The organism is Pelomicrobium sp. (assembly GCF_036803785.1).
Lineage (GTDB): Bacteria > Pseudomonadota > Gammaproteobacteria > Burkholderiales > UBA6910 > Pelomicrobium.
Window position 1 is genome coordinate 1 of sequence record NZ_DAIRTR010000142.1, and the last position, 7271, is coordinate 7271.

At 69.8% G+C, this 7271-nt stretch carries 5 protein-coding genes; 2 read left to right on the forward strand and 3 right to left on the reverse strand.

Annotation, left to right across the window (positions count from 1 at the left end; genetic code table 11):
- The 3 genes from V7Q81_RS13420 to V7Q81_RS13430 form a co-directional block, all read right to left on the reverse strand.
- Positions 1-1115 (reverse strand): cation-translocating P-type ATPase (locus V7Q81_RS13420; RefSeq protein ID WP_442954839.1); only part of this gene is annotated, 1115 nt, incomplete at its 3' end.
- A gap of 169 nt (positions 1116-1284) precedes the next feature.
- A complete protein-coding gene (gene mutY, locus V7Q81_RS13425; protein WP_333844165.1) occupies positions 1285-2337 on the reverse strand; it encodes an A/G-specific adenine glycosylase in 1053 nt (350 codons plus the stop codon).
- On the reverse strand, positions 2334-4652 hold the full coding sequence (locus V7Q81_RS13430) for an AsmA family protein (protein WP_333844168.1): 2319 nt from the start codon (positions 4650-4652) through the stop codon (positions 2334-2336). Before V7Q81_RS13430 ends, mutY begins: the two co-directional genes overlap by 4 nt.
- A 188-nt stretch (positions 4653-4840) precedes the next feature.
- On the opposite strand from V7Q81_RS13430, the gene V7Q81_RS13435 reads away from it, so the two are divergent.
- Together V7Q81_RS13435 and V7Q81_RS13440 are read left to right on the forward strand one after the other, a co-directional pair.
- A complete protein-coding gene (locus V7Q81_RS13435; RefSeq protein ID WP_333844171.1) occupies positions 4841-5497 on the forward strand; it encodes an ABC transporter ATP-binding protein in 657 nt (218 codons plus the stop codon).
- A partial coding sequence (locus V7Q81_RS13440) for an ABC transporter permease (RefSeq protein ID WP_333844173.1) occupies positions 5498-7271 on the forward strand: 1774 nt, incomplete at its 3' end.

Consider the following 7271-nt stretch of genomic DNA (forward strand, 5'->3'; position numbering starts at 1 on the left):
CGCCCCTCCACCAGGAAGCCACCGCGGGGAGCATAGCCGGCGCCTTCCACCTCGAACGTCCCGTCCGCCGTCACCACGCGCCGCACGGTCATTTCATTGCGCGTGAGCGTCCCGGTCTTGTCGGAGCAGATCACCGTGACCGATCCCAAGGTCTCCACCGCCGGCAGCCGGCGGATGATAGCGTTGCGCCGGGCCATCCGCTGCACGCCGATCGCCAGGGTGATGGTGAGGATCGCAGGCAGCCCTTCCGGGATCGCCGCCACCGCAAGCGCCACGGCGGCGGTGAACATGTCGGCGGCAGAGTAGCCTCGCGCGAGGAGGCCAAAAGCGAACACCAGGGCCGCGCCGGCGAGAATCGCCACTGTCAGCTGCCGGGCGAAGACAGCCATCTTGCGCAGCAGCGGCGTCTCCACCTGCTCCACCGCTTCCAGCATGGCACCGATGCGCCCCAGCTCGGTGGCCGCCCCGGTCGCCACCACCACCCCGGCTCCCTGGCCATAGGTCACCAGGGTGCCGGAATAGGCCATGCAGGCACGCTCTGCAATGGGTGCCCCCGGGTCGACCGGCGCAAGGGCCTTCTCCACCGGTTCCGATTCCCCGGTGAGGGCCGCTTCCTCGATGCGCAGGCTTTTCGCTTCGATCAGGCGCAGGTCTGCCGGAACCTTGTCGCCGGAGGCGAGCAGCACCACGTCCCCGGGCACCAGCGCTTCGGCCGCAATCTCCATCCGGCGCCCGGCGCGGCGCACCGTAGCCCGCAGGGAGAGCATGCCGCGGATCGCCTCGAGCGCCCGCTCCGCCTTCCCCTCCTGGAAGAAGCCGATCAGGGCATTCACCACCACCACCCCCAGGATCACCGCGCTGTCCACCCCGTGGCCCAAGGCCGCGGTGATGGCGGCAGCCGCGAGCAGCACGTAGATGAGGACGTTGTGGAACTGGAGCAGAAAGCGGACCAGGGGACCACGGCGCCGGGGTGGCGCGAGGCGATTGGGGCCGAAGCGCGCCAGGCGCTCGGCGGCTTCCTCAGCGCTCAGGCCGGCGCGCCGGGTGCCAAGCCGTTCCATCACCGTCTCCACATGCAAGGCGTGCCAGGGTTCGGGCTGTACGGGCTTGTTCATGACGTTCGATTCATCTGGTTTGTTGGCTTCGGAAACGAAAACGAAATTTCAACGCTGTCGCATCGGGTGCGCGAGGCGACGCGCAACCACCGAACAGCGCCGGCGCATGGTGCGCCACGACGCATCGCGCACACTATACGGGGCGGACAGCCCCCGGATTTGATCCCGATCAAATCGCAGGAATCGAGCGCAGCACCCGCCGCACCGGCGCCGGCACCGCCGCCTGGGCCGCCTCGGGCACGGGAAGCCACAGCCGTCCCGGTTGCGCCGCCTGTTGCGCTACGCGCTCCACCCGCACCAGCCGGGGGTGGATGCGCAGGGCAAAATGAGTGAAGGCATGGGTGAGAGGCTCGAGGGCCGCGAGCGCTTGCGGCTGCGCTTCCAGCACCCGGGCGCACCAGAGAGCCGGGTCCTCATCCACGCCGGCCTCAGGAAAGGACCACAAGCCACCCCAGAGGCCCAGGGATGCGCGCTTCTCCAGCAGCACCTCCTCCGCACGCAGCACCACTAGCCACTGGACCTCCCGCTGAGGAAGGGGCCGGCGCGGGCGCGGCATGGGCAGCCGATCCACCCGCCCCGTGCACCGGGCCACGCAGTCCTCGGCCACCGGGCAGGCGGCGCAGCGGGGCTGCGTCCGGGTGCACACGGTGGCCCCCAAATCCATGAGCCCCTGGGTGTAGGCCTCGATGTCCCGGCGGGGAAGGAGCGCCTGGGCTTCCTGCCACAAGCGCCGTTCCACCGCCGGCGCGCCCGGGTAGCCTTCGATGCCCAAGTGACGGGCAAGCACCCGCTTCACGTTGCCGTCCAGGATCGCGGCCCGTTCGCCGAAGGCGAAGACCGCCACTGCCGCGGCGGTGGAGCGCCCCATCCCCGGCAGCTGGGCGAGGTCTTCGCTGCGGGTGGGAAAGGTCCCGCCCCACGTCTCCATGATCTCCCGCGCTGCCCGATGGAGGTGGCGCGCCCGGGCGTAATAGCCGAGCCCGCTCCACAGCTCGAGCACTTGGTCCAGCTCCGCCGCGGCCAGCGCCGCCACGCAGGGGAAGTGCTCCAGGAAGCGCCGGTAGTAGGGAATGACGGTCGTCACCTGGGTCTGCTGCAGCATCACCTCGGCGATCCAGATGGCATAGGGGTCGCGCTGGCCCTGCCACGGCAGATCATGCCGCCCCGCCCGTCGCTGCCAGGCAATCAGCCGCTCGGCGAAGGTCCCACTCGCGCCACTCACTTCTTAAACAACTCCTTCAGCGCGTCCAGAGGGTTCGGCGGCGCCTCCTGGCCCGTCCCGCCGCCTTCTGCGGGCGCGCCCAGACGGCGCTGGATCTCCCGCTCCAGGGTCCGCTTGGCCACCTCGCCCGCGATCGCGCCGAAATCAAACTCGTACCGGGGTTCAGCCAAAGGACCGCTCACCCGCACTGGCACCGTGACCCCCTTGAGCTGGGAGAGCTCGGCACCTCCCTGTCCCTTGGAGGTGGCCACGACGGTAGCCTTCAGCAGGTAATCCAGGGTGTTGTTGACGATGTCCACGGTGCCCGCGCCGGCGAGCCGCAACAGAGGCGACTTGCCCGTGAGGTCGTCGTTGCGGGCAACGCCGTCCTTGAGGAGAAACGTGCCCGAGAGCTCGGAGAAGTCGGTTTTCTTCTCGCCGCTCGTCACCTCCACCTGTTTGCCCCGCAGGGTGGCGAGGGCCGCCTTGGCCTCCCGCAGGGTCTCGGCGATGTTCACCCCCTTGATGGCACCGTCCTGGAGCTGGAAGGCCACGGTGCCCCGCAGGGTTTTCTTGAGGGCTTCGACGCTCGCCCCCTGGCCGGTCAAGTCCACGCTCACCGTGCCGCGCCCTTCCAGGCGATCCGTGCCATTCAAATCGCGAAGCAGGGGCCCCACCTGGACGCCGGTCAGCTGCTGCTGGACGGCGATGGAGGGGGGCTGGGTGGCGGCGACGGCGAGGTTCCCGGAGAGCTTGCCCTGATACAAGGCGGCCGAGGGCGTGGCGGTGAGCCGCCCGCCGCCTGCTTTCACGGCGAGGTTGACGTCAGTGGCGGTCAGGTTCGCCACCTTGAGCTTACCGATTTTCACCACACCATTCAGATCCAGGCCCTCGAGGAAGGCGAGGCCCAGGGGGGCGGCCTTTGAAGAGGCAGCCTCTTTCCGGGAGGCAGCGCCTGGGGCGCTTCCTTTCCCCGCTTGCGGCGGGGCACCGCCGGCGAGCCGATCCAGATCCAGGCGCTCCATCGCCACCGCAAAAGTAAGCTTGGGCTTGGCGTACCCGCTCAGGTCCACGGTGGCGCTGAGGGGACTCTCCAGCAGGGTACCCTGGAGCCGGGTGCTGGCCGTCTCCTTTGCCGGGTTGAAGGCCGCCTCTCCCGCCAGATCGGCGGAGACCTGGCCCCCGGGCAGCGCCGGCCCCAGGACGGTGGCGCTCAGCTTGAGGGGCTTCAGTCGGAACTCTCGGGTCTTCAGGTTTCCCGTCAAAGGAGCGTCCATGCTCATCTTGAATGTCTGCTCGCCTTGACGGCCGTCCAGGGTGAGCTGCAGGGGCCCGGCCTGGAAGGCCTGTAGGTTGCCTTGCACGTCCGCAATCGCCAGGTTCGCCACCCAGCGGTCCCCTCCCGCCGTGCGCTGGAGGCGCGCGCTCACTCGCTCTCCGGAATAGCGCTCTGCGGCCAGGAGCAGTTTGGGGACATCCACCGCCAGATCCAGGGCGTCGCCTCCCCGCTCCCCCGTGAGGGTGAGCTTCAGCTTCTCCACCCCGAACTCCCCCATCTTGGCATTGACGCTCAGGTCGCCCTTCGCCGCGAGCTCGAGCTTCCTGAGCTGCGCGGCACTCCCGCTCACTTGCAGGCTCGCCTGGTCCATGGCAATGCGCTGGGTCTCAAGGTTGAAAGTGAGGCGCCCCTGGAGGCGGGTGTCCAGGTTCAGGTCGGGCGGCTTGCCCACCGCGGTGAAGCTCAAGTCCACGGGGCTCGGCACGTCGTTGGCGATGCGCCCCGTGTTGAGGTTGAGGTTGCGCAGGATGAACTCCCGTCCCTGGGTCTCGTCCCGGTAATGCAGCGTCGCGTCGCTCACCACCACCCGATCGATGTCGATCACCACGGCGGGCGTCCCCTCCCGTTGCGGCGCTCCGGCCGCTTCCGCCGGGGGCACGGGCACCGCCAGCAGGTCCTGATAGTTGGTGGAGCCATCCTTGAGCTTCACCAGGCGCGCCCGCAAACCCGTGAGGGCCACCTCGTCCACCACCACCTGCCGGCGCAACAAGGGCCCCAGGGCCAGGGAAACCCTCGCACTCTCGAGAGCGGCGAATTCCTCCTGCCCGCTCCGCTCGGACAGGCTCGCTCGGCCGAGGCGCACGCCCAGCTTGGGAAAAAGGCTCAGGCGCAGCTCGCCCTCCAGGGTGAGCGTGCGGCCGGTCTTTTCCTTGACCAGGGCGGCGAGCTGGGGCTTGTAGCGGTTGGCGTCAAAGGTCGCAACGAAAAGGGCGAGGGCCGCAACGGCAACGAGTGCCAGCACGGCGAGTCCGAGGAGCACGAGCTTGAGCTTTTTCATCGCAGGATCTTGCGCGTGGAGGTTCGACAGGTAAGGACCCGCGGCCCTCGTGACGATGGGAGCGCCACCGGAGCGCCGGCGGCGGCGCCGCGGCTTCCCGTTATGGGCTCCAGCGTATCATATCGCGCAGCAAGACAAACCCGCTTTGTCGCGGTGAACTCGCCATCGTCTCCATCCTCTACCGATTGATGCTCCAAGTCCGCGATCTCACCAAGGCCTATCATCCCGGCGCGCCGGTGCTGCGGGGTGTTGCCTTCGATCTCGCGCCTGGCGAGTATGTGGCCATCATGGGCGAATCCGGCGTCGGCAAGTCCACCCTACTCAACCTGATCGCCGGCCTGGACACGCCGGACCAGGGGCGCGTGGTGCTGGAGGGGGTGGACCTCACCCACCTCGACGACGACGGGCGCACCCGGCTACGCCGCCGCCGCATGGGCTTCGTGTTCCAGGCCTTCCACCTGCTGCCCCACCTCACGGTGGCCCAGAACGTGGCGCTACCTCTTGCGTTGAACGCCCTGGACGATCCGGACCGGGTGGAGGGATTACTCGAACGGGTGGGGCTCGCGGCCAAGGCCCAGCGCTATCCCCGGGAGCTCTCCGGCGGCGAGGCCCAGCGGGTGGCCATCGCCCGGGCGTTGGTCCACCGCCCCGCCCTGGTGCTGGCGGACGAACCCACGGGCAACCTGGATCCGCGCACCGCCGCCCAGGTGTTAGAAGTGATGAAAGAGCAGCTTGAACAGGACGGGGCCGCCGCCATTCTGGTCACCCATTCCGAGCGGGCCGCCGCCACCGCCCAGCGCACCTACGTGCTGGGGCCCGAGGGGCTCACCCTTCCGTTGCGCTGAATGGGAACCGCCCACCTCCTCGCCCGAGCCGCTGTGCTCGGGCCCCTGCGCCAGGCCCCCGGCCGCGCCGCCCTGTCCGTGGTGGCCATCGCCTTGGGTGTCGCCCTGGCAATGGCGATCCATTTGATCCACGGCACCGCCGCCGCAGAAGTGAATGCCGCTACCCGTGCCCTCTTCGGCGAAGCGGACCTGGTGGTGCAAGGGGGCAGCGAGGGCTTCGACGAAGCGCTCTTTCCGGTGGTGGCCCGCACCCCGGGCGTAGCGCTCGTGAGCCCCGTGGTGGAAGTGGAGGCGCGGCTGGAGGCGCGGGGGGAAACGCTGCGCATCCAGGGCCTGGATCCCCTGCGAGCCAGGCGGTTGCTGCCGGCGCTCTCCAGCGGCGAAGGGGGTCTCCCCATCGATCTCCTCCGCGACGATGCCCTGTACGTGAGCCCCGCCGCAGCCCAAGCGCTTCGCCTCAAGGAAGGAGATTGGGTCACGGTGCGGGTGGGCGTGCGGCCGGTGGAGCTGCAGGTGGCGGGGCAGCTTCCCGGGAGCGCCTTTCCCCAATCCCTGGGGGTCATGGACATCGCCGCCGCCCAATGGAGGCTCGACCGGCTGGGGCGCCTCTCCCGCATGGACCTGCGCCTCGCCCCTGGCGCCGACCCGTGGGAAGTCCGGTCCGCCCTGGCGGCCCGGCTCCCCCCGGACCTGCACGTAACCACGCCGGCGCTGGAAGCCCAGGAGGCCTTGAGCCTGTCCCGGGCCTACCGGGTGAACCTGACCGCGCTCTCCCTGGTGGCCCTTTTCACCGGCGGGTTCCTAGTCTTTTCCACCCAGGCGCTTTCCGTGCTGCGGCGCCGGCGGCAATTGGCCCTGTTGCGGGCCCTGGGAATGACCCAGAAGGCCCTCGCCCGCTGGATCCTGGCGGAGGGGGCGCTTTTGGGCGTGGTGGGCGCTCTCCTAGGAGTAACCCTGGGTTATGCCCTGGCGGCGCTCGTCCTGGCGACCGTGGGCGCCGACCTGGGCGCCGGCTACTTTCCAGGCTCCGCATCCCGGGTACGGGCCAGTCCCTGGGCCTGGGCGGGGTTCTTTGCCCTTGGCGTGGGGGTTTCCATCGTGGGAGCCCTCGCCCCCGCTCTGGAAGCGGCCCGCACGGCGCCGGCCCAGGCCCTCAAGGCGGGCGACGAAGAACGACCTCTCGCCCGCCTCGCCCCCCGCGCGCCGGGGATGATTGCCTTGGGGCTCGCGGCCGCCCTCCTCTGGCTGCCCCCCATGGACGGGCTGCCCCTGGGAGGCTATGCCGCCATCGGCTTTCTTCTCCTGGGAGCGGTGCTGCTCTTGCCCTCCTGGAGCCGCCGCACCTTCAGCGCGTTTCCCGTCCGCGGCCCGGCTTGGCTCCAGGTGGCCACCGCCCACCTCAAAGGCACTGCCGGCCAGGCCACGGTGTCGGTGGCCGCGGTGCTGGTGAGCGGCAGCCTCATGGTGTCCATGGCCATCATGGTGGCCTCCTTTCGCCACTCCCTGGAGGCCTGGCTGGAAAAAGTCCTGCCCGGGGACCTCACCCTGCGCGCCGGCTTCGCGGGAGAGTCCGCCTTCCTGGACGCAGCCTTCCAGGAAGCCTTGACGGGCCTTCCTGGCGTGGCCCGCGTCGAGCTGGCCCGCTCGGTGGAGATCCGCCTCGCTCCTGACCGCCCGCCCATCACCTTGATCGCCCGGCCCATGGGCTTGAGCGAGGCTCGGGAGCGGCTGTGGCTCACCCGGGAGGCGCCCCCGCCCCCCGGGGAGACCCCTC